This is a genomic window from Terasakiella sp. (assembly GCF_048267425.1).
Classification (GTDB): Bacteria; Pseudomonadota; Alphaproteobacteria; order Rhodospirillales; family Terasakiellaceae; genus Terasakiella.
Genome location: NZ_JBLWXN010000002.1, coordinates 603,306 through 627,134 on the forward strand (window position 1 = coordinate 603,306; position 23,829 = coordinate 627,134).

Annotated in this window: 25 protein-coding genes; 16 read left to right on the top strand and 9 right to left on the bottom strand. The window is 47.9% G+C overall.

All coding sequences use genetic code 11. From position 1 onward, the window contains the following. Nucleotides 1-124 precede the first annotated feature (124 nt). Nucleotides 125-1,735 (bottom strand): phosphoenolpyruvate carboxykinase (ATP), encoded by a 1,611-nt coding sequence (gene pckA / locus ACN0VA_RS06035; protein ID WP_417820277.1) that lies wholly within the window; start codon nucleotides 1,733-1,735, stop codon nucleotides 125-127. 283 nt (nucleotides 1,736-2,018) lie between these two features. After that, the gene (locus ACN0VA_RS06040) at nucleotides 2,019-2,711 is read right to left on the bottom strand and encodes a HugZ family protein (protein WP_417820278.1); all 693 of its coding nucleotides are present in this window, start codon (nucleotides 2,709-2,711) and stop codon (nucleotides 2,019-2,021) included. 90 nt (nucleotides 2,712-2,801) lie between these two features. Here ACN0VA_RS06040 and ACN0VA_RS06045 point away from each other — a divergent pair, with 90 nt between their 5' ends. From ACN0VA_RS06045 to ptsP, 7 genes are read left to right on the top strand one after another with little or no spacing between them, the layout of a single operon-like run. Further along, on the top strand, nucleotides 2,802-3,512 hold the full coding sequence (locus tag ACN0VA_RS06045; RefSeq protein ID WP_188666571.1) for a response regulator transcription factor: 711 nt from the start codon (nucleotides 2,802-2,804) through the stop codon (nucleotides 3,510-3,512). A 6-nt stretch (nucleotides 3,513-3,518) separates the two neighbouring features. Then, on the top strand, nucleotides 3,519-5,132 hold the full coding sequence (locus tag ACN0VA_RS06050) for a stimulus-sensing domain-containing protein (protein WP_188666569.1): 1,614 nt from the start codon (nucleotides 3,519-3,521) through the stop codon (nucleotides 5,130-5,132). Continuing rightward, a complete protein-coding gene (locus ACN0VA_RS06055) occupies nucleotides 5,129-5,563 on the top strand; it encodes an HPr kinase/phosphorylase (RefSeq protein WP_417820279.1) in 435 nt (144 codons plus the stop codon). Before ACN0VA_RS06050 ends, ACN0VA_RS06055 begins: the two co-directional genes overlap by 4 nt. Then, nucleotides 5,563-6,411 (top strand): RNase adapter RapZ, encoded by an 849-nt coding sequence (gene rapZ / locus ACN0VA_RS06060; RefSeq protein ID WP_417820280.1) that lies wholly within the window; start codon nucleotides 5,563-5,565, stop codon nucleotides 6,409-6,411. Before ACN0VA_RS06055 ends, rapZ begins: the two co-directional genes overlap by 1 nt. A gap of 46 nt (nucleotides 6,412-6,457) precedes the next feature. Next, a complete protein-coding gene (locus ACN0VA_RS06065) occupies nucleotides 6,458-6,859 on the top strand; it encodes a PTS sugar transporter subunit IIA (RefSeq protein ID WP_417820281.1) in 402 nt (133 codons plus the stop codon). Nucleotides 6,860-6,874: 15 nt separating this feature from the next. Then, nucleotides 6,875-7,147, top strand: coding sequence for an HPr family phosphocarrier protein (locus ACN0VA_RS06070; protein WP_417820282.1), 273 nt, complete (start codon nucleotides 6,875-6,877; stop codon nucleotides 7,145-7,147). Between the two features lie 9 nt (nucleotides 7,148-7,156). After that, nucleotides 7,157-8,908, top strand: a complete 1,752-nt coding sequence (ptsP, locus tag ACN0VA_RS06075; RefSeq protein ID WP_417820283.1) for a phosphoenolpyruvate--protein phosphotransferase — start codon at nucleotides 7,157-7,159, stop codon at nucleotides 8,906-8,908. Nucleotides 8,909-8,910: 2 nt separating this feature from the next. On the opposite strand, the gene ACN0VA_RS06080 is transcribed toward ptsP, so the two are convergent. Together ACN0VA_RS06080 and ACN0VA_RS06085 are read right to left on the bottom strand one after the other, a co-directional pair. After that, a complete protein-coding gene (locus ACN0VA_RS06080; RefSeq protein ID WP_417820284.1) occupies nucleotides 8,911-9,843 on the bottom strand; it encodes a glycosyltransferase family 9 protein in 933 nt (310 codons plus the stop codon). After that, nucleotides 9,843-11,030: a glycosyltransferase family 4 protein gene (locus ACN0VA_RS06085; protein ID WP_417820285.1), complete on the bottom strand. Its 1,188-nt coding sequence runs from the start codon at nucleotides 11,028-11,030 to the stop codon at nucleotides 9,843-9,845. Before ACN0VA_RS06085 ends, ACN0VA_RS06080 begins: the two co-directional genes overlap by 1 nt. Nucleotides 11,031-11,073: 43 nt before the next feature. Here ACN0VA_RS06085 and ACN0VA_RS06090 point away from each other — a divergent pair, with 43 nt between their 5' ends. Continuing rightward, on the top strand, nucleotides 11,074-11,865 hold the full coding sequence (locus ACN0VA_RS06090; protein WP_417820286.1) for an alpha/beta fold hydrolase: 792 nt from the start codon (nucleotides 11,074-11,076) through the stop codon (nucleotides 11,863-11,865). On the opposite strand, the gene ACN0VA_RS06095 is transcribed toward ACN0VA_RS06090, so the two are convergent. After that, a complete protein-coding gene (locus tag ACN0VA_RS06095) occupies nucleotides 11,862-12,089 on the bottom strand; it encodes a hypothetical protein (RefSeq protein ID WP_417820287.1) in 228 nt (75 codons plus the stop codon). The two genes, ACN0VA_RS06090 and ACN0VA_RS06095, sit on opposite strands and share 4 nt — an antisense overlap. Nucleotides 12,090-12,222: 133 nt before the next feature. On the opposite strand from ACN0VA_RS06095, the gene ACN0VA_RS06100 reads away from it, so the two are divergent. After that, complete coding sequence (locus ACN0VA_RS06100; RefSeq protein ID WP_417820288.1) at nucleotides 12,223-12,714, top strand: Lrp/AsnC family transcriptional regulator; 492 nt, start codon at nucleotides 12,223-12,225, stop codon at nucleotides 12,712-12,714. 24 nt (nucleotides 12,715-12,738) lie between these two features. Here ACN0VA_RS06100 and ACN0VA_RS06105 read toward each other — a convergent pair whose 3' ends face one another. Continuing rightward, the gene (locus tag ACN0VA_RS06105) at nucleotides 12,739-12,918 is read right to left on the bottom strand and encodes a hypothetical protein (RefSeq protein ID WP_417820289.1); all 180 of its coding nucleotides are present in this window, start codon (nucleotides 12,916-12,918) and stop codon (nucleotides 12,739-12,741) included. A gap of 218 nt (nucleotides 12,919-13,136) precedes the next feature. On the opposite strand from ACN0VA_RS06105, the gene ahcY reads away from it, so the two are divergent. Continuing rightward, on the top strand, nucleotides 13,137-14,543 hold the full coding sequence (ahcY, locus tag ACN0VA_RS06110; RefSeq protein WP_417820290.1) for an adenosylhomocysteinase: 1,407 nt from the start codon (nucleotides 13,137-13,139) through the stop codon (nucleotides 14,541-14,543). Between the two features lie 86 nt (nucleotides 14,544-14,629). On the opposite strand, the gene ACN0VA_RS06115 is transcribed toward ahcY, so the two are convergent. Both ACN0VA_RS06115 and ACN0VA_RS06120 read right to left on the bottom strand, forming a co-directional pair. Beyond that, complete coding sequence (locus ACN0VA_RS06115) at nucleotides 14,630-16,678, bottom strand: methyl-accepting chemotaxis protein (protein ID WP_417820291.1); 2,049 nt, start codon at nucleotides 16,676-16,678, stop codon at nucleotides 14,630-14,632. A 210-nt stretch (nucleotides 16,679-16,888) separates the two neighbouring features. Beyond that, on the bottom strand, nucleotides 16,889-17,623 hold the full coding sequence (locus ACN0VA_RS06120) for a substrate-binding periplasmic protein (RefSeq protein WP_417820292.1): 735 nt from the start codon (nucleotides 17,621-17,623) through the stop codon (nucleotides 16,889-16,891). A gap of 214 nt (nucleotides 17,624-17,837) precedes the next feature. On the opposite strand from ACN0VA_RS06120, the gene ACN0VA_RS06125 reads away from it, so the two are divergent. The 6 genes from ACN0VA_RS06125 (at nucleotide 17,838) to ACN0VA_RS06150 (ending at nucleotide 22,714) form a co-directional block, all read left to right on the top strand. Further along, on the top strand, nucleotides 17,838-18,539 hold the full coding sequence (locus tag ACN0VA_RS06125) for a Crp/Fnr family transcriptional regulator (RefSeq protein WP_417820293.1): 702 nt from the start codon (nucleotides 17,838-17,840) through the stop codon (nucleotides 18,537-18,539). 135 nt (nucleotides 18,540-18,674) lie between these two features. Continuing rightward, entirely contained in the window at nucleotides 18,675-19,187 is a 513-nt protein-coding gene (ectA, locus tag ACN0VA_RS06130) for a diaminobutyrate acetyltransferase (RefSeq protein ID WP_417820294.1), read from the top strand. A gap of 17 nt (nucleotides 19,188-19,204) precedes the next feature. Beyond that, nucleotides 19,205-20,482, top strand: a complete 1,278-nt coding sequence (gene ectB / locus ACN0VA_RS06135) for a diaminobutyrate--2-oxoglutarate transaminase (RefSeq protein WP_417820295.1) — start codon at nucleotides 19,205-19,207, stop codon at nucleotides 20,480-20,482. Next, complete coding sequence (locus ACN0VA_RS06140) at nucleotides 20,479-20,880, top strand: ectoine synthase (protein WP_188666543.1); 402 nt, start codon at nucleotides 20,479-20,481, stop codon at nucleotides 20,878-20,880. The genes ectB and ACN0VA_RS06140 overlap by 4 nt, the downstream gene beginning before the upstream one ends. A gap of 61 nt (nucleotides 20,881-20,941) precedes the next feature. Beyond that, nucleotides 20,942-22,393 carry an aspartate kinase gene (locus tag ACN0VA_RS06145; protein WP_417820297.1) on the top strand — a complete coding sequence of 484 codons (1,452 nt, stop codon included), beginning with the start codon at nucleotides 20,942-20,944 and terminating at the stop codon, nucleotides 22,391-22,393. Nucleotides 22,394-22,501: 108 nt separating this feature from the next. Beyond that, on the top strand, nucleotides 22,502-22,714 hold the full coding sequence (locus ACN0VA_RS06150; RefSeq protein ID WP_417820298.1) for a hypothetical protein: 213 nt from the start codon (nucleotides 22,502-22,504) through the stop codon (nucleotides 22,712-22,714). Nucleotides 22,715-22,772: 58 nt separating this feature from the next. Here the strand turns inward: ACN0VA_RS06150 and proX are convergent, their stop codons facing one another. After that, complete coding sequence (gene proX / locus ACN0VA_RS06155; protein WP_417820299.1) at nucleotides 22,773-23,789, bottom strand: glycine betaine/L-proline ABC transporter substrate-binding protein ProX; 1,017 nt, start codon at nucleotides 23,787-23,789, stop codon at nucleotides 22,773-22,775. Between the last annotated feature and the right edge of the window lie 40 nt (nucleotides 23,790-23,829).

The window sequence follows — 23,829 nt, forward strand, 5'->3', positions numbered from 1 at the left end:
ATGCCTAATGTGTCTCGGACACGCCAACCTTGCAATTGGTTTCTTAAGAAAAAGTATAAAAAAACACCCCGCATCAAATAGATACGAGGTGTTTTTTAAATATACAGGTACTTTGAACCGTATTTTACAGGGCAGGGCCCGCTGCAACCAGGTTCTTACCTTCTTCGTTGTCGGTGAAACGACCGAAGTTTTCAACAAACATGGCGGCCAGTTTCTTGGCTTTTTCTTCCCATTCAGCCACATCAGCATATGTGTCTTGCGGGTTCATAATGTTCGGATCACAATTGGGCAGAGATTGCGGAACAGCCAGATTGAAGAACGGCAGTTGTTTGAATTCTGCATCTTCAATGGAACCGTCCAGAATGCCGTCGATGATAGCACGTGTATCCTTAATGGAAATACGTTTGCCTGTGCCGTTCCAACCTGTGTTCACAAGGTAGGCTTCTGCACCGGAAGCATTCATACGTTCGACCAGAACTTTGGCATAAGTTGTCGGGTGCAAGGACAGGAACGCTGCACCGAAGCAAGACGAGAACGTCGGTGTCGGTTCAGTGATCCCACGCTCTGTACCGGCCAGTTTCGCAGTAAAGCCGGACAGGAAGTAATATTGTGTCTGTTCCGGTGTCAGTTTGGAAACCGGGGGCAGAACGCCGAACGCATCAGCTGTCAGGAAGATAACTTTCTTCGCGTGACCCGCTTTGGAAACCGGCTTAACGATGTTTTCAATGTGATAAATCGGGTAAGAAACACGTGTGTTTTCTGTTTTGGAATTATCGTCGAAATCGATTTTGCCGTCTTCGGTTACCGCAACGTTTTCCAGCAATGCATCACGACGGATTGCATTGTAGATATCAGGTTCGTTTTCTTGGGACAGGTTGATTGTTTTGGCATAACAGCCGCCTTCGAAGTTGAAAACACCGTTGTCATCCCAACCATGTTCATCATCACCGATCAACTGGCGTTTCGGGTCCGCTGACAAAGTTGTTTTACCTGTACCGGACAGACCGAAGAAAACAGCCGTGTCACCGTCTGCGCCCACGTTGGCAGAACAATGCATGGAGGCAATACCTTTAAGCGGCAACAGGTAGTTCATAATAGAGAACATACCTTTTTTCATTTCACCGCCGTACCATGTACCGCCGATCAACTGGATTTGTTCCGTCAGGTTGAAAGCAACAAAGTTTTCAGAATTCAAACCTTGCTTTTCCCAGTTCGGGTTGGTCGTTTTTGCGCCGTTCATCACAACGAAATCGGGCTCATACCCAACGAGTTCTTCATCAGACGGACGGATAAACATGTTTTTCACGAAGTGAGCCTGCCAAGCAACTTCTGTAATGAAGCGTACTTTCAAGCGAGTATCTTCGTTGGCACCGCAGAATGTATCGACCACAAACAGGCGCTTGCCGGACAATTGTGTGGTCACAAGATTTTTAAGGTCTGCCCAAACTTCCTCAGAGATCGCCTTGTTGTCGTTCTTGCCTTGGTCCGCCCACCAAACGGTGTCACGAGATGTATCGTCTTTCACAAAATATTTATCTTTTGGAGAGCGACCGGTAAAGATGCCCGTATCAACAGAAACTGCGCCAAGCTCAGTCACGATGCCTTTTTCAAAGCCTTCCAGACCGGCTTTGGTTTCTTCTGCGTACAGAAGATCATACGAAGGGTTATAGACTACTTCTTGGACGTTCTCGATACCGTACTTCGACAGGTCGATATTCGTTTGGGTCGGGCTCATTTACAACTCCGGTGTCATAGTTTGCAAGCTTTGGTGCCGTGTTTTTTCATAAAGTCACTTCATTGAGGTAATTTTCACAAAAATCTTGTTAAATTCGAACATAACACAACAAGACTTTGATAAAACAATCCCCTGCGAAACGACCACTTTTCCTTCTCTCAAAAGGTAGAATGCATTTGCGATGCGCACTTCTGCCTAAAAAGCGGGCGGAGAATAACCTCTGAGAGCCGGGGAGACAACCTCCTCATTGCATTTTTATTTCGTTTTTTTTGCAACAAAAGTTTCACGAACAAATATCGTGCACAACTTTCTTTAATTCTTCCCTTGTTTTGACTTCTTTTTCAAATGGATAACGAATTATCCGCGAGGCCCGTTTCAAGTCCATTCCATCCCCGTCTATACGCAACAGTTGCCAAGCCTTCCCCGGTTGTTTGAGTAATTTTATTGCGCAAATCGCAGAAAGTTGAGGTAATTCGGTATTAAGGTACGAAATTACGTCTTCTTGTTCTTTGGAAAAATTCAAGAAAGCCGCCGAGTCGCCCAGATAATCTTTCCCTTGCAACCATTCCGCCTGACCAAACCCACCTACAAAATGCGCTTTTTCAACAATCAGTCTGTAAAAGTTAAAATCGCTAAATTCAGCATACATTTTTGCCGATGGATGAATTTCCAGATATCGCGCAACCAGATCATCCTGTCGCACCTTCTCCACCCTTCCCACCAATGTCACGCGGGGGCCGCTTTGCGGATTGCTGCGCGTTGAGGCCTGCTCACATAAAAACGAGACCCGAGGTTCAACATTTATATTTTGTGTATGATCGGCCAAATCTGACAATAAGAACAACGGTTGACCATAGATATCAAAGGTGGTTGCACAAAAGGAAACATAGGGCGATTGGTCATTGCGATCTAATGTCGCCAAAGCACCGCTTCGACAAGAACGGACTATTTTGCGCGCTTCAAATCCTGTGGTCATTTGCTTTCCCCTTTTCTTTTCATTGACCCTGTCTGCCATAGGACCATATAGTCATTCAAATTTCCGATGCTAACCGATTGAGACGAAACCTTGGCACATACAATCGCACTTGTAGATGACGACCGCAATATCATCACCTCTGTTTCCATTTTATTGGAGGCTGAAGGTTATACTGTCAGAACATACCGTGATGGCGAAGAAGGTCTTGCCGGCATTACCAATAATCCACCCGACCTTGTGGTTCTGGACATCAAGATGCCCCGCATGGATGGCATGGAAATGTTGGGGCAATTGCGTAAAGAAAGCCATGTTCCGGTCATTTTTCTGACTTCCAAAGACGATGAGATTGATGAACTGCTCGGCCTTCGCATGGGGGCGGATGATTTCATCCGCAAACCCTTTTCTCAACGCCTGTTATTGGAACGCATTCGTGTTTTAATCCGTCGCCAAGATGCTATACGCCAGCAAAACGGCAAGGAACGGGATGAAAAAGATGTCATGCAACGCGGTCCTTTGCTGTTGGATGCAGGACGCCATCTGTGCGCCTGGAAAAAAGAACATGTCAATCTGACCGTGACCGAATTTTTAATTGTGGAATCCCTTGCACGTCATCCCGGCCACGTCAAAAGCCGCGACCAGCTCATTGATGCCGCATACGGCGAACATATTTATGTGGATGACCGCACCATCGACAGCCACATTAAACGCGTGCGTAAAAAGTTTAAACTGGTCGATGATGATTTCAACCAAATCGAAACCCTATATGGGGTTGGCTACCGTTACCGCGAAAACGTGGAATAATCCACCATGCAACCTTTTGCCCGCTTTGAGCGTCCGAAACGCGTTTTTTCACCGATTACATTACGCATTCTGGCCGTCAACATGCTTGCGCTTGGCATTTTGGTCATCGGTATTCTCTATCTGGGTGAATATCGCCGCGCCTTGATCCTCAGTGAAGTTTCCGGCCTTGAAATTCAAGGTGAAATGTTTGCTGCGGCCTTGGGCGAAGGTGCCTCGATCAAGCAACGTGAACTCAACCGCAATAACCAACTGGTGTTCAGTGTCGCCCGCCAAATGGTCGCCCGATTGGTGCAAAAAGGCACCCGTGCACGCCTTTTCGCCTTGGATGGTTCATTGATGGCAGATAGTGGTGAATTGATTTTACGCAGCGCTGACAACCCCATCCATCAAAACGAAAGCCTGATCGAAAAAGGATTGCGTCTCGCACAGGAATTCAGTTCCCGCGTCATTTTCGGAGAACAGGACCTGCCGCTTTATATCGAACCACCGATGCAAAGTGCCAAAAACTTTCCCGAAGCCGGTATGGCACTGGACGGTGAATATGGCGGCATGATCCGGGAAACCGTCGACGGTGGGATTATGATTTCCGTTGCCGTTCCAGTAACACGCGAAGGCAATATCCTTGGCGCGTTGATGTTATCCAAAGGATCGGAAGATATCGAAGCGGCCTTGTTTGATGTTCGCCTGCATATCTTCAAGGTCTTTTTACTGTCCTTCGGGGTCACGATTTTACTATCTCTTTATTTTGCCGGAACCATCGCACGCCCTTTGCGCAAACTCTCAAAAGCCGCACACCAGTTGCGCACCGGGATGAACCAGCGCGATGAAATCCCTGACCTGAGCAATCGCAATGATGAAATCGGCGATTTGTCCGCTGCCTTGCGTCAAATGACACAGGCCCTCTGGCAACGCATGGATGCGATTGAAAGCTTTGCCGCCGATGTCTCGCATGAATTAAAAAATCCACTGACATCCTTGCGTAGCGCCGTTGAAACGGTCAGCCATATCAACAACCCGGACGCCCAAAAACGCCTGATGGATATTATTCAACATGATGTCTCTCGTCTGGATCGTTTGATCAGCGATATTTCCGAAGCCTCCCGCGTGGATGCGGAAATGTCACGGGCCAAGGCAGAAAAACTTGACCTGAAGGCCATGCTCTCAACCTTGGTCGATATTCGCCAGACACAAATCGAAACAGATAAAACCACGCAAACCGAACCGGCCCTTGTCTTAAAAGCCGACACGGAAACCTCTTATATTGTGGAAGGCATGGACGGGCGACTCGTACAGGTTTTTCAAAACCTGATCGGCAATGCTCTAACCTTTTCCCCAGCGGGTGGAACCATCACCTTGGGCCTGCAAAAAAACAAAGATACCATCGATATTATTGTGGATGATCAAGGTCCCGGCATCCCCCCCGGTAATGAAGAAAAAATCTTCAAACGGTTTTATACCGAACGCCCGGACAGTGATGATTTCGGTAATCATTCCGGTCTGGGTCTTGCCATTTCCAAACAAATTGTTGAAACTCATGGCGGTACGATTATTGCCGAAAACCGCATGGAAGACGGACAGATTAAAGGAGCACGCTTTCGCGTGAGCTTACCTGCAAAATGAGCCAAATTCACGCCACTGCCATCGCCATTGACGAACAGGGTATCTTACTGCGTGGTCCCAGCGGTGCTGGTAAATCCGACCTTGCCTTGCGTCTAATTGAACAAGGCGCCCGCCTCGTCAGCGATGACCGAGTCGAATTGATCAAAAAGGGAAACGAGGTCATTGCCTTCGCCCCGCCTGCCATAAAAGATTTGTTCGAAGTACGCCATCTGGGCATTCTTAAATTGCAAAGTCTGGAATCGGCCCCCCTTCGCTTAATAATTGACCTCTGTTCCCCAGAAGAACTGGAACGCATGCCTGCGCCGACCCATATAGAACTGGAAGGCGTCGCGCTTGCCCACCTTCGCCTCAATCCTTTTGAACAAAGTGCCGCTGCCAAAGCTTCCTTGGGGCTTGCCATCGCACTGGGACATATTGAACGGATGGAATGATGCAAAAAGTACTAGTTGTCACCGGCCTAAGTGGCGCAGGCATGACAACAAGCCTGAAAATCCTCGAAGATATGGGCTATGAAACCATCGACGGTGTGCCCTTATCCCTGCTTGGACAGTTGGTTGGCAAAGATGCCCCGCTTGCCATTGGGGTGGATATCCGTACACGTGGGTTTGGTGTTTCTCCCTTGCTGGAAGAACTCGATCTTTTAAAAGCACAAGACGGGCTTGATCTCTCCCTTGTTTTTTTAGATTGCGACAATGCTGTCATTGAGCGGCGCTACGTTGAAACCCGCCATCGCCACCCCTTAGCCGAAGATCGCCCCGTTGCCGATGGTATTCGCCACGAACGGCAACTTCTGGCCCCTTTACGCGAACGGGCCGATCTTGTGATTGACACGACAGAAATGGCGATCAAGGATTGTAAACGTATTTTGCAAGGCCAATATGCCCTGAGCGATAAAAAGCCCTTGAGCGTCTTTGTCACGTCATTTTCCTATAAAAAAGGTATCCCACGCGAAGCCGATCTGGTCTTTGATGTGCGATTCTTACGCAATCCGTTTTATGACGTCACCCTGCGCCCCCTGACCGGGCAAGATGATCAGGTCGGTGCCTATATCGAAAAAGACGATGGATTTGCCGATTTTCTCATCAATTTAAAAAATTTAATCCACCCTTTGTTGCCGCGTTATAGCGCAGAAGGCAAAAGCTATCTGACAATTGCCATCGGTTGTACAGGGGGGCAACATCGTTCGGTCTATGTCGCGCGTAAATTATGTTTATGGTTGCAAGAAAGTGGTGAAAATGCGCAATTGCAACATCGTGAGTTGACGAACCGCGCACACTAAACCAAGATAGCGCGCTTAAAACAAGATTTGAGAGGGAAGTGATCGTATGATCGGTATGGTGTTGGTAACACATGGTCGTCTGGCAGACGAACTTATTGCAGCATTGGAACATGTTGTCGGACCGCAGGAAAATGTATCCTCGGTTTGCATCGGGCCCGACGATGACATGGAACAGCGGCGCAGCGATATTCTGGAACAGGTTTCCCATTGTGACAACGGCAACGGCGTTATTCTGCTGACCGACATGTTTGGTGGCACACCTTCAAATCTAGCAATCTCCATTATGGACAAGGCCAAGGTCGAAGTTATCGCCGGGGTCAACCTGCCCATGCTGGTCAAACTCGCCAGTGTTCGTAAAAACGAAGATTTGGCAGAAACCGCAGCCCAAGGCCAAGACGCCGGACGTAAATATATCAACATAGCTTCCAGCCTGCTGGGACAAGATTAAGACGACGATTATCACATGAGCCTTTCCCAAACACTGGAAATCCAAAATCAACGCGGCCTGCACGCCCGTGCCGCCGCAAAATTTGTCAAAACCGCTGCAGAATTTGAAGGTACCAATATTATGGTTGCCAAAGGCGGACAGGAAGTGTCCGGCAATTCCATTATGGGATTGTTGATGCTGGCAGCCTCCATCGGCACATCGATTGAGGTCAAAACCGATGGTCCGCAGGCTGAAGAAGCTTTAAGTGCCATTTCCACACTGGTGAACGACAAATTCGGCGAAGATTAGGCCGATTACATGGAACAAATATTCGACGGTCTCGGCGTTTCAGGCGGTATCGGATTTGGTATCGCCCATATCCGCGAAAGCGGCGTGTGCGAGATCAACGAATATTGCATCCCGAATGACCATATAGACGACGAACTGGCCCGTCTGGAAAACGCGCTTGAAAAATCGCGTGACCAGCTTGCAAAACTTCGACAAAAAGCAAACCAGTTGCCTCCAGCCGCCGCCGAAGAGCTGGGCTTTCTTCTGGATGCCCATCTCCATATGTTGAAAGGCTCCCGTCTGGTACGTGGCGTAAATCAGCATATTCGCGATTACAAAATCAATGCCGAAGCCGCTTTGCAGCACGTTCTGGATGAAATCAGCGAAGGGTTCAAGGCACTGGATGATGCCTATATTGCCTCGCGCCAATCGGATGTGCATCAGGTTGCAGCCCGCGTTATGCGCAACCTGTGTGAAGAACCCCATCAACCTTTTAATGACTTGCCGGATAATTCCGTCATTATCGCTGAAGAGCTTACCCCGGCTGACACGGCCTTAATGAACCCGAAAACCGTTGCCGGGTTTACGACTGTACTGGGGGGACCGGAAAGCCACACCGCCATTATGGCACGGGCCCTTGGCTTGCCTGCTGTCTTAGGGGCGGCCGGTGTCATTGGCGCCATCAATACGGGCGATACCGTCATTATTGATGGCGATGCGGGGCGTGTGGTTGTGAACCCAAGCGATAAGACCCGTCGGTTTTATCAACGTCGCGCCATTGAAAACGAAGAAAAAAACAAACGCCTTGCCTATTTAAAAGACCGCGAAGCTTTGACCAGCGATGGCATAAAAGTCACGCTGAAGGCCAATATGGAACTGCCGGTCGAGATTGACAATATCATCAACAACGGAGCCGAAGGTGTCGGCCTGTTGCGCAGTGAATTCATGTATATGAACCGCGATAGCCTGCCTGATGAACATGTTCAGTATAATACATTCAAAGAATTACTGGAACGTCTGGACGGCCAACCCTTAACCGTACGCACCTTGGACATTGGCGGAGATAAAACCGCCAAATCCCTGATTGAGGATTTCGGAAATTCCATTTGTTCGCCCTTGGGGATGCGCGGCATTCGACTGTCGTTAAACCGCCCCGATATTTTGGAAACTCAATATCGTGCCCTGCTGCGGGCCGGGCAACATGGCCCGGTCAAGATTTTATTGCCAATGGTCACTTCGATCAATGATGTCCGCCAAGCCCGCCTTTTCCTACAACAAATTGCCGACAAAATGCGTGCAGAAGGGATCAATATTCCCGACCCCTTGCCTCCGCTGGGTGCCATGATCGAAGTTCCCGGTGCCGCCCTCTCAGCCGATGCCCTTGCGCGTGTCTGTGATTTTTTTGCGATTGGATCTAACGATCTCACCATGTACACACTGGCGACAGATCGGGCGGACGAACAAGTCGCCCATTTATTTGACCCTTTGCACCCGGCTGTCTTGCGATTAATCCAATTCACGACCCAAGCGGCCCTGCGCAACAATATCCCTGTCAGTCTGTGTGGGGAGATGGCGGGGAATCCACGTTTTACAGCCCTTTTGCTCGGCTTGGGGATCCGTGATTTGTCCATGAGTGCAACCAACATCCCCAAGATCAAACAACGCATTTTGGAAATGGCAGAACAATCCGCCGTGCAGCGCGCCAACATTATTATGGATCAAACCGACAGTGGTCGGATTGCCATGCTCTTGGATGACTTCAGTGACCGTGGCGGTTTTTAGACCTAACCTTCGATCGCGGATAAAACGGCATCAACAGATAAGTCGTTTAAGCTTTGTTCACGCAAAATCGTGACATCCGGCCCGCGCTGCCCACAAAGTTGCGGGTCCGAGGCATGGGAATAAAGCACAATAGACCGGCACCCGGCCAATGAAATCATATGCATAGGGCCCGTATCGTTGCCCACCGCCAATCTTGCCCGACGGGCCAAGGTGGCAATTTCAATAAAATCAGTTTGACCGGACAGATCGTACACCTCCGGGCAACGATCCAGAATTTCATCCAGTACGTCACCTTCTTTCGCCGTGCCCAACATAACAGGCTGGATATTGCGCTCAATCAAGGCTTGTGCCAATGCGGCATAATTTTTCGCAGGCCAGCGCTTTTCCGGGCGATGCGGGGCACCACCGGGGACCAATAAAGCAAAAACACTGTCCAGATCAAAACGCGATAAATCGGCCTCTGCCCAGCTTAAATCCGGCATTGGCGTCTTGTAAATCCCGGCCATTTCCAGCTGTTCGGCCTGACGGTCAATGGTATGCATAAAATTGCGCTGTGGATTGGCATGGGGATGCGAACAGCCCCGCGCAATCCCCGACCATTTCACCGCACTACCCATCAATTTGAAATAGCCCGAAGAACGATCCGATGTTTGCAGATCATATGCCCGGTCAAAATTTCCACTTTTGAGTTTTTGACGGAGCTTCAACGTGCGGCGCACCTGCCATGCTTTGGGCCGTTCATCTTCCCAAACCGCATCAAAATAACCGCAAGCTTTACCCAGGGCCATATAAGGCTTGGTCGTCAACAACGTAATATGGGCATTACGATGATGGTCGCGAATGGCTTTCATCGGCCCCAAGGCCTGAATAAAATCACCGAGCGCACTCAATTTAATCACAAGAATGCGTTCTTGTTTTTCGTTACGATTAGGCATTATGAATCAAGACTTAAGACTTCGTTATAAACTTCCAGCGTTTTGGCACACATGGCTTCTTTGGAAAACTCTTTTGCGATATGCGCTTTGGCCTGTTCTGCCATTTGCTCGCGTTTTTGTGCCGACAGATTGAGACCTTTTTCAATCGCACCTGCCATTGAATCCGCATCACCGGGTTTACAGAGCCAACCGGTTTGATCTTCAATCACCGTCTCACGCGCCCCGCCATGATCGGTTGCCACAACCGGGCGCCCCATCGCTTGCGCTTCAATCGCAACCCGTCCGAACGCTTCGGGATCCGTCGACGCCGAGACCACCAAATCACACAACATATAAGCCGTCGGCATATCGTTACATTCATCCACAATCGTCACAACGCCTTGCAAGTTATGATGCTGAATACGTTTTTCCAGTTCTTTGCGATATTCCGTGCGCCCTTGATCGGACCCAATCAACAGGCAACAAATATCACGGCGCCCAAGTTTGGCAATCGCATCAATAAAGACCAACTGTCCTTTCCAGCGCGTCAATCGTCCCGGTAAGGCCACAACCGGCACCCCATCAGGGATATTCCATTGTGTTGATAACTTCACCAACCGTTCAGCCGTAATTTTTTCCGGGTTAAAACGGAACAGATCCACCCCGCGATGGATCAGGCGAATAGTTTCACGGCGCACCCCGTAGATTTTTCGCATATGTCCGGCAATGAAGGACGAAATGGCAATCACCCGCTCCCCCTTGGTCATAACTGAATTATACCACCGCTTAAACGGGTTTCCATGACTGTAGGTTCCGTGAAAAGTCGTGATATAAGGCACATGGGCACGCTTGCAGGCCCAATAGGCACTCCAAGCCGGGGCGCGCGATCGTGCATGCACCAAATCAACAGCTTCCTGCTTAATCACATTGACCAGCCGTGTGGCGTTTTTACGCATGACAAAAAAGTTTTTCGAATCGACCGGCATCTGAATATGTTCGGCCCCAACACGGGTCAAATCATGGACCATCGGTCCGCCGGCAGAAACCACAATGGCCCGACCACCGGCATTGACAATGGCCTCTGCCATTTCAACCGTGCCGCGTTCCACGCCGCCCGTTACCATCGCAGGCAACACCTGCATCACCGTTGCACGGCGACTTGTATTTTGCGGGGTTTGCGGGTCTTGCTGAATAATGCTATCAATCATGCGCTTCGTTCTTGAATGTAAATTCTTCAGGTTTTTATAGATTATGACATCCCATATGCCTACAGGAAATACTCCACCCGCCCTCCTAACACAAGTGAATGGTGAAAAGATCGCCTATCACTATAGCCCGGGGCGCACGCCCGGTGTGATTTTTTTACATGGTTTGATGTCGGATATGGACGGCGGCAAGGCCCTTCACCTTGAAGAATTTTGCAAAAAACGCGGCAACGCTTTTTTACGGTTCGACTGTCAGGGCCACGGTCAATCGGACGGCTTGTTTAAAGACGGTTGCATGACCCGCTGGTCTAATGACAGCGTGGATGTGCTGGATCAATTGACAACGGGACCGCAAGTTTTGGTCGGATCTTCTATGGGGGGATGGAATATGCTGCTGACAGCCTTGAAACGCCCCGAACGGATCGCCGGGCTGCTTGGTATTGCCGCCGCCCCCGATTTTACCGAAGATTTGATGATGAACGATCTCAGCGCCGAACAACATCAAAAAATCGCCGAACAAGGCTATGTAGAACTGCCCAGCGATTATGGGGATGATCCTTATGTCATTTCCAAAACCCTGCTGGAGGACGGACGCGAAAACCTGCTTCTGCGCCGCCCGATTGATCTGGACATGCCCGTGCGCCTGATCCACGGCATGCAGGACCCAGACGTACCGTGGCAAACCGCCCTGCGGATCCAGCGAATGATTGCATCCAACGACGTGGAAATCACCTTTGTCAAAAACGGCGATCATCGTCTGAGCGAAGACAAGGATCTAGATCGCCTGACACACGCGCTGGAAGTTTTACTGACACAAATAGAAAACAATGCACCTTAGACAAAGTGGAATTTCTCAATCCCCTGAAGTTTACCAATCCGGTGTTTAAGGGTATGGGCGTTAATCTGTCCGTTCGCAGCACAGGTCATTTCCACACAAAATGACTGATTTGCATTAGGCAAAACTTTTAGCTCATCCAGATGAAAACTCATGGTGCGCATAAGATCCAGCACACGCGGGATGTCATCCAATGGATTGTGGGAATTGAAACTTAGAAAACTCATAACTTCCTCCTTCGTCGAGGAAGCGATACTAAGGGAAGGCCTGCAAAATTTGTTTTTGAATTTCCTTTAAATTCGTATAAAGGCAGATTACTATTTTTTAAATTTAATATTTTAAGAATGATTATACTGCATTATGGACGTACACAAAAAACTTGATCTTATGGATTTAAAAATCCTGAAAGAACTATCTGCCAACGGTCGGTTAAACAACAATCAGTTGGCAGAAAAGGTCGGTCTTTCGCCAAGCCCCTGCTGGCAACGGGTAAAAAGGCTGGAAAACGAAGGATATATCGAAGGCTATGTCGCTTTGCTCAATTCTGAAAAATTGGGAATAAGCGAGCTGGTCATCATCGAAGTGACCTTGGAACGACATGACGACGATATTCTAGCCCGGTTTGAACGGGCAATGGATGCCCTGCCCGAAGTGTTGGAAGTGTACCTAACCACCGGCGAATATGACTTCCAGCTTAAAGTCGCGGTCAAAGGGACAAAGGGATATGAAGCATTTTTGCGGGAAAAACTTTATAAAATACCGGGCATTCGCCATTCCCGTTCCAGCTTTATCCTGCGCTGTTTCAAAAAATCGCATTCCGTGCAACCCAATACCGATGCCCTAAAATCGTAATTGACGACCTGTTTGCGGCAAATCCTACCGACCACGTTGCCCATAACGGTGCTGCAAGTGCTGAACATGAACAAGCGTGCCCAGCCATTGATTTTCGTAACATTCCCGAATGGCATTCTCAAAACCGACCGCATTTACAAGACGTTGTGCAAAATCGGCCTGATAATCCTTGTTGGGTGGGATATACATTCTTACATCTGACATGATTTTCTCCTGTTTTTTATAATTCTATGATATTGGTATTACCAATTAATTAAGCAGAAACCATGCCAGTAAAATAATTTAAAATACCTCTTGATAAAGATATAAAGATTTCTTTATATTGTCGGCAAGTTCGAAATACGTAAGATTGCCCTTTCCTGGCAATCATGTTTTTCAAACAACAGACATTCTTATGACATGACATTCTGGAGAACAGACACATGGGTGACTTTACCGATTATCAGGTTGCAGACATCAGCCTCGCTGACTGGGGCCGCAAAGAACTGAACCTTGCCGAAGCTGAAATGCCGGGCCTGATGGCACTGCGCGAAGAATTTGGCGCGTCCCAACCGTTGAAGGGCGCAAAAATTGCAGGTTCCCTGCATATGACCATTCAAACCGCAGTGTTGATTGAAACACTGGTTGCCTTGGGTGCAGAAGTTCGCTGGGTTTCCTGTAACATCTTCTCCACACAGGACCATGCAGCGGCGGCAATCGCTGCAGCAAACATTCCGGTCTTCGCCCATAAAGGCGAAACATTGGAAGAATACTGGGACTTCACACACCGCCTGTTCACATGGCACGATGGTTCCACACCGAACATGATTTTGGATGACGGCGGGGACGCAACTTTGTTGTTACACCTTGGTCAGGATGCGGAAAAAGATATCTCCGTTCTCGACAACCCGGGTTCCGAAGAAGAAGAAGTCCTGTTTGCAGCCATTAAAGCCAAACTGGCTGAAGACGGCAACTGGTACACAAATGCCGCCAAAGACATCATGGGTGTCACCGAAGAAACAACAACCGGTGTTCACCGCCTCATCGAAATGGCACGCAAAGGCACATTGTTGTTCCCGGCGATCAACGTCAACGATTCTGTCACTAAATCCAAATTCGATAACAAATATGGTTGCCGTGAGTCTCTCGTAGACGGTATTCGTCGTGCAACCGATGTGATGATGGCGGGTAAAGTCGCGGTTGTTTGCGGTTACGGCGATGTGGGCAAAGGTTCTGCAGAATCCCTGCGTTCTTGCGGTTGTCGCGTTCTGGTGACTGAAATCGATCCGATCTGCGCCCTACAAGCGGCAATGGAAGGTTTCGAAGTTGTCACCATCGAAGACGCCCTGCCCGAAGGCGACATCTATGTCACCACGACAGGTAACTTCGACATCATTCGCAAAGACCACATGGATAACATGAAAGATGGCGCAATCGTTTGCAACATCGGTCACTTCGACAACGAAATCCAAGTCGCTGCGATGAAAAACTACAAATGGACCAACATCAAGCCGCAAGTCGATCAAATCGAACTGCCGGACGGTCGCAAGATCATCCTGTTGGCTGAAGGTCGTCTCGTTAACCTCGGTTGCGCAACAGGCCACCCGTCCTTCGTGATGTCTGCCTCTTTCACCAACCAAGTTTTGGCACAGATCGAACTGTATAAAAACAATGCAGACGGTCAATACGCCAAAGACGTTTACGTTCTGCCAAAACATCTGGATGAAAAAGTGGCTGCGCTGCACCTCGAAAAGCTGGGCGTGAAACTGACTAAATTGTCTCAGGAACAAGCTGATTACATCGGCGTTCCGGTCAACGGTCCGTTCAAACCGGATACTTACCGTTACTAAGACTTCAGCGTCTTAAACAAATAAAAAAGAAGCCCTCGACCATTGGATCGGGGGCTTCTTTTTTTGTTTCATTTTAAAGCTTTATTTCAACTGACCCGCTCAAGGAAATCTGTGATTTTTTTGCGCAAAATATCACCCTGAGAAGACAAGTCCTGCGCCGCAACATCAATATCGCTTGAGGCACTTTGGGACCGATCAGCCGTTTCCTGCAAATGCCTGATTTCCTGCGAGACATTTTGTGTTTCGTTTGCCGCCTGTTCCACATTGCGGGCAATTTCAACCGTGGTTGCTTTTTGCTGTTCAATCGCCGTTGAAATAGATGTGGACACCACCCGGATTTCCTCAATCACGTTTGAAACGCTATTGATGGCCTCAACCGATGTCCGTGTGGAGGTTTGCACCAGTTCAATTTGCTTGGCAATTTCATCCGTTGCGTAGGCCGTTTGATTTGCCAGTGTTTTCACTTCTCCGGCGACAACCGCAAACCCTTTGCCTGCGGTACCAGCGCGCGCGGCTTCAATCGTTGCATTCAAAGCCAGCATATTGGTCTGATAGGCAATGTCATTAATCAGCACCACCAGTTCACTGATTTGAGATACATTTTGTTCCAGAACACTGATTTTATCGGATGTGTCTTTGGCTTCGCGAACCGCACGTAATGTCGATTCCCCCGCCAGATTTACTTGCGTTGCGATTTCCCCGATTGAAGCGGAAAGCTCTTCTGCGGCACTCGCAACCGTTTCCACATTACCAGATGTAACTTCTGCCGAAGATGAAACAGAGGCCGATTGCTGCTGTGTATGCTGCGCAATGCCTTTCATTTCCTCAGCCGTTTCTTTCATCGTACGATCTGCTGTATCCAACCCTTCAAAAACCGAGGCTATGCCGGTCTGAAATTCCCGAATATCTCTCTCACGTTGGGACTGACGCTGGATTTTGGCTTCTTGCTCTTTTTCTTTTTCAAGATGCAGTTTTTCCACTTCCGCCAAAGCCACGCGCATATCGGCAAAACTGCTTTCCAGTTCCGCTAACTCTATGACATTTGCTGGGGCTTTTTCTGTATAGGTGAAATCACCCTTTTGAATTCTCTGAACGTCATCCGCCAATTCTTTCACCCGGACAGACAGGCGTTGGCTGGTATAAACAACAAACGGCACGATAATCAGCAAGCAGGCAACAATAATCATAAAGACCTTTTGTTGCATATCCTGATAACTTTCCGTGAAATCCGAAGTCGGCGCAGAAATGCCAACCTTAAACCCCGGACCATCCATATCCAGCGCCACAACTCTTGTATAATAATCGTCTGCGGCCCCATCTTTAAAGACCGCTTGGATCGCATCTGAAGCCACAGCCTTGATGTCACTGAGGACAGCAATATCTTTCATCTTATTCGGCAAAGCCACAACCCGGTTCTTGCCATCATAAATAAAGACGAGACTGTTCGGAGACAACGTCTGATCACTTACATACTGACTGAGGTCTGAAAGGGTCATATCAACCCCGACAACGCCTTTTTTGTTGCTCAACCCCTGCGAGGCCGTAATTCCCGGCAATCCGAGCGAATTGAACACATACACATCCGATAATGTCGCTTTTCCAGCGGAAAGGGCCGCATCATACCAAGGGCGTTTGCGCGGATCATAATCCGGTGCCGGCTCCACATGTGCATCTAACTTGTTTTTATCTTCATCCAGGAATGTCCAGCTTTGAACACGTTCCTGATTGTCGTTCGTATAGATCGTACGCACAATCCATGCGGTTTTTTCCGGGGCCTTATGCTTGACGATGACTTTGTCGTTCCCCCGCGTTGCAATCACCTGATAGAAACTGCCATCATCAAACCCAAAGTAGATAGAATAAAGAGAACTGTTTTGCGATAAAACATTAAAAACCTGATGTCGAACAGCCATCGCCTGCCCATCATCTGTCGGCTTGTCCGCCACCGTGCTGTTTGCAAACACACCCGACATCTTCATGGGGATATCGATCAAGTTATCAACTTGCGTCACAACCCGCCTCGATGTGGTTTCAAAAAGATTATGAGCAACTTTATTGGCCGCTTCTTGTCCTATAATCCATTGAGCAATCAAAATTGTCGCAGACGGAAGGCCAATTAAAAGAAAACTGGCCACAATTAATCCTGTTTTAAAACGAAAACGCATCATTCCACACTTTATACATTTATATTATTTGTAACGCCCGACTATTAAGGCATTTTGTTTATATTTTTGTATGGAATGTATACAACAAATGAGTAAACGTGAAAAGTTGATTTAGAATTATTAAAATCTACTTATAAGAACCATTTCCACCTTAAGCTTGAGGTATCGATACCGCCCTCCTCAATAATTCGGAGTGATGCCGTACTTGTCAAAAAGTTGGTCCAGCTTGCCGGATTGGCGCAATTTATCAAAGGCAACTTCTAATTTATCCATATGCGGATAGGGAGCGGCGCTGCTGGTCGCTAAATAGGTTTTAAAAGTTTGTATCGGATCACTATAGGTGATATCGGGGTCATTAAGCTTCTTTAAAGCGCCATCCGCAATAATTTGATCAGTATACCATGCATCAACTCGATTGAGACGCAAGAGCTTGATCAGCTCACTCCCATCTTCCGGAACGCGATAAACGCGTTGATACCCTTGTTCCGTCAACCAGTTATCCCAGCTGGATTTTAATTGTACCCCGATATATTTATCCCGCGCACTTTCAGCCGTTAACTTCGTTTTATTGAAGGTAATAAAATGAGTGCGATTATTCAAAATATTGATACGCCAGACAAAGTCCTTGTCACGGGTCTTTGTCCACGAAAATGGGAAAATAAGGGATTGCGGTGTGTGCTTCGCCATATATTGCGCGCGCGCCCACGGCAGGTGGATAATTTCAAATTCCTTACCCGCAAGCTTAAACGTCTCTGCAACAATCTCGTAAGCCAAACCCGGCTTTTGCGGGTTATCAATCACAACGGTCGGGAAATAGGATGTAAAGATGGTTGCAACCTCTGACGCTGGCGCGCTTTTCACAAAGGCGAACATCATGGCAAAAAAACAAAAAAACCGTGCGATATGATGAAGCATGAGAGGCATTTCTCCTTCATTCAATCTTAGATTAACTAACCCAAAACATCAAGGTATGTCATAGCCCTTAAGAAAGTATGAAATAACAGTGTTATGCATCGCTCATCCCCTTCGTATCTCGTGGTAAAAACATTGCTTTTTCATATAAGAAAACTATGATTGCGCTATGGAGACTTCAGCAACAAATCCACTCATTGAGAAATTGAAGCTTTTAATGGATCTCACCGACGATGAGATACAAGTCATCTTGGACTTAAGCTTCAAGACGCAACAACTGCCCAAGGGGCAATCGTTGATCCCTTCGGATTCTGAAAATGTTTCCCTTGTGATGGATGGCTGGGCCTGTCGTTATAAAATTTTATCCGATGGTCGCCGTCAGATTACCAGCTTTGTACTGCCCGGTGATTTAACCGGCGTGCGCGCCTGTTTGTTTGGTGTTTCTGATTTTGATACTGAAACCCTGACCGATTGCGTCACAACGTTGATTGATGGCAAAGATATCGCCCGACTTTTTTATGAGGCCCCCCGTCTGGCCGCCGCTGTTACATGGGCATCTGCCCGTGAAGAGGCCATGTTAACCGAGCATGTCGTCAGTCTGGGACGGCGCAATGCACGCGAACGTATGGCACATTTGTTTTTGGAACTGCATTCCCGTCTGGAAATTGTCGGTTTTGTCGAAAAACTCGCTTACGGCATGCCCATTACACAAGAAATGATCGCAGATTGTCTGGGCTTAAGTATTGTGCATGTCAATCGCACCCTGAAAGCCATGCGCAAAGAAGGCTTGCTGGAATATTATAACGGATATGTCATCCTGAAAAATGCCAAGAAATTGCGTAGTATCTGCGGCTATGACAGCAATCATCTTGAAGGGACCCTGCACCCCGAAATCGCAGATTATGACCCTGACGCCTGATTTCAAGATCATGGCTGATAAATCGGATTTGTTTCCGTCTTTTTTCATTATATGGTTAACATAAGTTAAGCTCGTTAACATATGTAAATGTCGAATAAGCATTAACGCGTATCCTCCGCACATATTCTGAAACGGATGCAGGAGGCTCCTATCTTTACTTTCGAAATCCCTGAAAAAAGGGATGGGCGAGAAGTTTATGACTTTATCAAGTCATGCCCACCTCTGGATTTAAACTCCAGATATGCATATTTTTTACTATGCGATCACTTTTCAAAGACCAGTATTATTTGCCGAGATATCGGTAACGAAGAGGAAGTCGTCGGCTTTATTGGTGGTTATCGTAAACCGGAAGAACCAGAGACACTTTTTGTTTGGCAAATTGCCGTTTCCGAAAAATGCCGGGGACATAAACTGTCCCATATGATGCTGGAACGTCTCATTGGCGTTAATGATCCGACACCTGTTGAAAAAGTCGAGGCCACCTACACCCCTTCCAACATGGCCTCCTACAATTTTTTCACCCGATTTGGCGAAAGTAAAAGCGCGCGTGTCGATACATCCGATTACCTGAGCGAGGAAGACCTCAGCGGGGGTGGATCAGACCATGAAGCCGAAAAAAAAATCATCATCTCTTTTGATAAACAGTGACTTACGGAGTAAGCCCTATGAGAATTTTTGAACAAGTTGAATCGCAAGTTCGCGGTTATGTCCGCTCTTTCCCCGCTATTTTTGACAGAGCCGAAGGTGCCCTTCTCTTTGACGAGCACGGCAATCGTTATATCGACTTCTTTGCCGGTGCCGGCACGTTGAACTATGGCCACAATCATCCTTTGATTACAGAGGCAATGATTGAATACCTGAAAGGCAATAGCATTATTCATGGTTTGGATATGGCAACCTCTGCCAAGCGTGATTTCTTGCAAACCTTTGTGAATACCATTCTGGAACCGCGCAATATGGAATATAAGGTCCAGTTTACCGGACCGACAGGCACCAATGCGGTTGAAACAGCGATTAAACTTGCCCGTATGGTCAAGCAGCGCTCCAACATCCTGACCTTCACAAATGGATATCACGGCCTGACGATGGGGTCCCTTTCCGTTACCGGGAACAGCTTCTACCGTGATGAATCCTACGGGGTTCGCGCCAATACAGACTTTATGCCGTTTGACGGCTATCTCGGCGAAGGCGTCAACACCATTGATTATATTCGCAAGGTTTTAAGCGATGCATCCAGCGGGATCGATTTACCGGCGGCCGTGATTGTCGAAACCATTCAGGGTGAAGGCGGGATCAATGTCGCCAGTGCCGAATGGTTGCAGGAACTTGAAAAACTGTGCCGTGATTTTGATATTTTGCTGATCATTGATGATATTCAAATGGGCAATGGCCGAACTGGTAGCTTCTTTAGTTTTGAAGAATCTGGCATTCGTCCCGATATGATTACATTGTCCAAATCCTTGGGCGGTGGTTTGCCCATGTCTATCCTGTTGATGCGCCCTGAGCTGGATCAATGGCAACCGGGCGAACATACCGGAACCTTCCGTGGCAATAACCTGGCATTTGTCGCCGCAACTCAAGCCCTCAAGATGTGGGAAGACGACAGCTTGACCAAACAGGTCTTGCAGTATGGCGAGATTGTGAAAGCGGCCATGGAAGATATTGTGGCCGAACATCCCGACCTTAACCTGTCCATTCGTGGGCGTGGTATGGCGTGGGGCCTTGATTTCGGTGCGCCGGATTTGGCCTCAAAGATTTCGGCAATCGCATTTGAAAAAGGCCTAATTATTGAAACAGCCGGTGCGGATTCCAGTATCCTGAAATTCCTTGCCCCGCTGGTCATTGATCCTGACTTATTGAGCGAAGGACTGGAGATTATTAAAGAGTCCGTTCGTGAATTCACAAAACAAAACAACACTGTATATATTCAGGAGGCATCATGATTGTCCGTCACGTTGATGAAATTAAAGGAACAGAACGCGAAGTAACCGGGGATACCAACACCTGGACCAGTCGCCGCTTGTTGTTACGCAAAGACGGTATGGGGTTTTCATTCCATGAAACCATTATTCACGCCGGTACAGAAACCCTCATTTGGTACAAAAACCACCTGGAAGCCGTTTATTGTGTGGGTGGCGAAGGTGAAATCGAAGACCTGAGCGACGGCAAAATCCATCCCATTAGCGATGGCACCATGTATGCGCTCAACGGACATGAAAAGCATTATCTGCGGGCCAAAACAGACCTGCGTATGATTTGCGTTTTCACGCCAGCCCTGACCGGACTGGAAGATCATGACGCAGATGGTGTCTATCCTTTAATTGAGGATGAATGTGCCTAAGCCGTTTATACCTGCCTCCTTCGGGAGGCAGGCCTTTTAAATATTTTTTATAGAGATAACAATGCAAGACAATAGCCTGAACTCCCATACGGTTGAGAAAATAGGCGGAACGTCTATGTCCAATGTGGATGCTGTATTTAAGAACATCCTGTTGGGAAACCGTGAAAAAGCCGATATCTATAATCGTGTGTTTGTCGTATCTGCCTATGGCGGTATGACAGACCGTTTGCTTGAACATAAAAAATCGCAAAAACCCGGTGTTTATGCCCTTTATAGCAATAGCGAAAGCGATTGGGCATGGGGGGATGCGCTCAGTGACGTTGCGCGTGAAATGCGCAAGATAAACGATGAAATTTTCCATGAAGCTGCTGATCGTCAAATGGCGAACCAGTTCATCGAAGATCGCATTGAAGGAACGCGTTCCTGTTTGGTAGACCTCCATCGCCTGTGTTCCTATGGACATTTCCAGCTTGAAGAACATCTGGCAACTGTGCGTGAAATGCTCAGTGCCCTTGGCGAAGTCCACAGCGCCTACAATACAGCCTTGCTCTTAAACCGCCGGGGGGTAAACGCAACATTTGTTGACCTGTCAGGTTGGCGTTCGTTGGACAGCTACACACTGGAAAAACGCATTAACGAAGCCTTTGATGAGATCGATCTTTCCAGACAACTGCCCATCGTGACCGGATATGCCCAAACATCCGACGGTTTGATGAAACATTACGGGCGTGGCTACAGCGAGGTAACGTTCTCGCAGGTGGCCTGCTTAACACAAGCCCGCGAAGCCATCATTCATAAGGAATTCCACCTGAGCAGCGCAGATCCGAGACTGGTCGGTCCGGAAAATGTCCATGTGATTGGCGAAACCAACTATGATGTCGCAGATCAGCTGTCCAATATGGGAATGGAAGCCATTCATCCGCTGGCCGCCAAAGGATTGCGCGAGCTGGGTATCCCGTTGCGGATTAAAAATACGTTTGAACCGGAACATCCGGGAACAATTATTCGCGATAACTTCTATCCGTCTAAGCCACGGGCCGAGATTGTCACGGGGTTAGAACATGTCTATGAAGTTGAGATTTTCAACCAACACATGGTCGGCACCTTTGGTAATCAGGAAAAAGTATTGGAGACATTCCGCCGCTTTAACGTGCGTACTGTCACAAAGAGTATGAATGCCAATACAATTACCCACTATGTGGCGGCTCCCATCAAACAGGTGCGCCGTTGCGTGGAAACATTGGAAAAGATTTTGCCAGACGATGTTGAGATCAACACACAAAAGGTCGCCCTTGTTTCTGTGATTGGGGCCAATTTAGGATGCCAGACCTATTTCCCGCGGGCGGTTTCCGCATTGCATGAAAATGGGATTGCCACTTTGTTCTGCCATACCGGCAGTCGCAATGTGGATATGCAGTTTGTCACCCATGAAGGCGAATTTGCCCAAGCGGTAAAAGTTCTGCATGATACCGTGATGGAAGCCCCGGAAAAACTGGATAGTGCGGCGGCTTAAAACCCCGTAGTTACATTGTTATAGAAACGGCCCTGCCTGATGGCGGGGCTGTTTTCTTATGTCCCTTGTCATGTTAAGCTTTGAGACATTTCAAAATCGGGTTCTCTCATGAAACGCCACGTCGAAAAATTATTTGGGCTTGCCTTAGGGGCCTTGATTTTACTGTTCCTGTTGATGTTGGCCGTCACGTTTTTTGGCAGTTTCCTTTTAGGGATATTGACGCTTATTGCCAGTATTCCACTGGCTTTTCCCCTCAGCTCAACATTCGTTGCGTTAACGCTTATCGGCCTTCTTGTTCTCACAAAGATCAGAAAAAAATAGGCAAAAAAAAGCCCTGACATCAAGAGACATCAGGGCTTTTTTTGTATTCTATAGTGGCTTATTTAGCTGCGGCACGGGCCGCTTCCAGCCAACCATCAAACATTTTACGGTTTGCTGCAATCCACGCATCTGCATGACGTTGAGCTGCTTTCCAGCCGCCTTCGCCTTGATCCTTCATTTTCAGGTTTTGGGCAGAAACGTCATTCACGGAAACAGACATCACCTCAAACAACTTTGCAGCCGCCGGGTTTTTCTCGACGAAGTTTTTGTTTGCAACAATCATTTGTGCGTTCACTTCGAAACCGTAGTTCTTCCCATTCGGAAGCTTGGTATCAACACCGTTCGGGTGTGCTGATTTCGGTACTTCGATCCAAGTCACGTCTTTGCCCGGGACCAAGACACCGGAAACCCAATAAGGTGTCCATGTATAGTACAAGATCGATTTGCCTTCTTTATAACGCGTAATGGTTTCTGCGATAATGGCAGAATATTCACCTTGGTTATGGGTGACTGTTTTGCGCAAATCAAAAGCATCCATTTGATGTTCGATCACACGTTCACAACCCCAACCGGGGACACAACCTGCCAGATCGGCCTTGCCGTCATTATTGGCATCAAACAGCTTGGCAAGCTTCGGGTCGGTAAGTTGACCGATGTTGGTGATATTGTACTTTTCAGCCGTTTTTTTATCGATCAGGTAACCTTGGGCACAGCCTTCGATATAGCCGCCTGTGCGTGACAGTTTTTCATCACCACCGGCTTTGTCGTAAAATGCTTGGTGTAAGGGGTTCCAATGATCTGCCATAAATGTCACATCGCCATTTGCGATAGAGATATGCAAGGCCGGATATTTGGCATTTTGAACGTCTTTTACGTCATAACCCAGCTCTTTCAATGCTTTCATCACGAGAATGGTTTGGAAATTTTCCCCATCCACATTGTCTTGACCGGGCTGTACAACAACGCCTTTACCCGGCATATGATGATCGGCCATAGCCGGCGCAGATAAGACCATCGCCCCAGCGAGAAAAGCGGCCGCCTTTGCGCCGTGACGAATGAAATGACTGAATTTCATGGATTGTCTCCTCAAAAATTATTAACAACAGTTAAGTGAT

Coding starts and splice junctions, on each gene's coding strand:
- pckA (WP_417820277.1), bottom strand. CDS start 1,735: ATGAGCCCGACCCAAACGAATATCGACCTGTCGAAGTACGGTATCGAG.
- ACN0VA_RS06040 (WP_417820278.1), bottom strand. CDS start 2,711: ATGACCACAGGATTTGAAGCGCGCAAAATAGTCCGTTCTTGTCGAAGC.
- ACN0VA_RS06050 (WP_188666569.1), top strand. CDS start 3,519: ATGCAACCTTTTGCCCGCTTTGAGCGTCCGAAACGCGTTTTTTCACCG.
- ACN0VA_RS06055 (WP_417820279.1), top strand. CDS start 5,129: ATGAGCCAAATTCACGCCACTGCCATCGCCATTGACGAACAGGGTATC.
- rapZ (WP_417820280.1), top strand. CDS start 5,563: ATGCAAAAAGTACTAGTTGTCACCGGCCTAAGTGGCGCAGGCATGACA.
- ACN0VA_RS06065 (WP_417820281.1), top strand. CDS start 6,458: ATGATCGGTATGGTGTTGGTAACACATGGTCGTCTGGCAGACGAACTT.
- ACN0VA_RS06070 (WP_417820282.1), top strand. CDS start 6,875: ATGAGCCTTTCCCAAACACTGGAAATCCAAAATCAACGCGGCCTGCAC.
- ptsP (WP_417820283.1), top strand. CDS start 7,157: ATGGAACAAATATTCGACGGTCTCGGCGTTTCAGGCGGTATCGGATTT.
- ACN0VA_RS06080 (WP_417820284.1), bottom strand. CDS start 9,843: ATGCCTAATCGTAACGAAAAACAAGAACGCATTCTTGTGATTAAATTG.
- ACN0VA_RS06085 (WP_417820285.1), bottom strand. CDS start 11,030: ATGATTGATAGCATTATTCAGCAAGACCCGCAAACCCCGCAAAATACA.
- ACN0VA_RS06090 (WP_417820286.1), top strand. CDS start 11,074: ATGACATCCCATATGCCTACAGGAAATACTCCACCCGCCCTCCTAACA.
- ACN0VA_RS06095 (WP_417820287.1), bottom strand. CDS start 12,089: ATGAGTTTTCTAAGTTTCAATTCCCACAATCCATTGGATGACATCCCG.
- ACN0VA_RS06100 (WP_417820288.1), top strand. CDS start 12,223: ATGGACGTACACAAAAAACTTGATCTTATGGATTTAAAAATCCTGAAA.
- ACN0VA_RS06105 (WP_417820289.1), bottom strand. CDS start 12,918: ATGTCAGATGTAAGAATGTATATCCCACCCAACAAGGATTATCAGGCC.
- ahcY (WP_417820290.1), top strand. CDS start 13,137: ATGGGTGACTTTACCGATTATCAGGTTGCAGACATCAGCCTCGCTGAC.
- ACN0VA_RS06120 (WP_417820292.1), bottom strand. CDS start 17,623: ATGCTTCATCATATCGCACGGTTTTTTTGTTTTTTTGCCATGATGTTC.
- ACN0VA_RS06125 (WP_417820293.1), top strand. CDS start 17,838: ATGGATCTCACCGACGATGAGATACAAGTCATCTTGGACTTAAGCTTC.
- ectA (WP_417820294.1), top strand. CDS start 18,675: ATGCAGGAGGCTCCTATCTTTACTTTCGAAATCCCTGAAAAAAGGGAT.
- ectB (WP_417820295.1), top strand. CDS start 19,205: ATGAGAATTTTTGAACAAGTTGAATCGCAAGTTCGCGGTTATGTCCGC.
- ACN0VA_RS06140 (WP_188666543.1), top strand. CDS start 20,479: ATGATTGTCCGTCACGTTGATGAAATTAAAGGAACAGAACGCGAAGTA.
- ACN0VA_RS06145 (WP_417820297.1), top strand. CDS start 20,942: ATGCAAGACAATAGCCTGAACTCCCATACGGTTGAGAAAATAGGCGGA.
- ACN0VA_RS06150 (WP_417820298.1), top strand. CDS start 22,502: ATGAAACGCCACGTCGAAAAATTATTTGGGCTTGCCTTAGGGGCCTTG.
- proX (WP_417820299.1), bottom strand. CDS start 23,789: ATGAAATTCAGTCATTTCATTCGTCACGGCGCAAAGGCGGCCGCTTTT.